The following is a 369-nucleotide window of genomic DNA, read 5'->3' on the forward strand; positions in this document are numbered from 1 at the left end:
TAATAAAAAAGAAGAAAAGAAATAATTGATTTCTTAAAAACGGCTTTAAATGACGATAAAAAATGTATCGATGGTATTTTTGTTAAGCTCATTATTGAAGAGCAAGAAAATAAAAAAGGAAGAATATTTCCTTTCTGTATGCCATTAGACAAGTGCACTCGAGACATAAATAAAGTTGTTAAAAACCTAGCGTATGCTTCTATAGATAGTGTTTTTAAAGAAATTTTAGATAAAGCAATCGATACCAAAAAAGGTAAGTGTAAAGCTATCGCAGGCGATGTTTGGTTAGCTCTGAATGATAATTATACCTCGTGTTTCAATTTGTCTAATATAGGAATTATTGATTTATATAATGAAGCTATGCTTGAT

At 28.5% G+C, this 369-nt stretch carries 1 protein-coding gene; it reads left to right on the forward strand.

Translation table 11 applies throughout. From position 1 onward, the window contains the following. Positions 1-138: 138 nt before the first annotated feature. Positions 139-369 (forward strand): hypothetical protein (locus Q4563_RS17130; RefSeq protein WP_303605350.1); only part of this gene is annotated, 231 nt, incomplete at its 3' end.

Source organism: Gilvimarinus sp. 1_MG-2023, assembly GCF_030548285.1.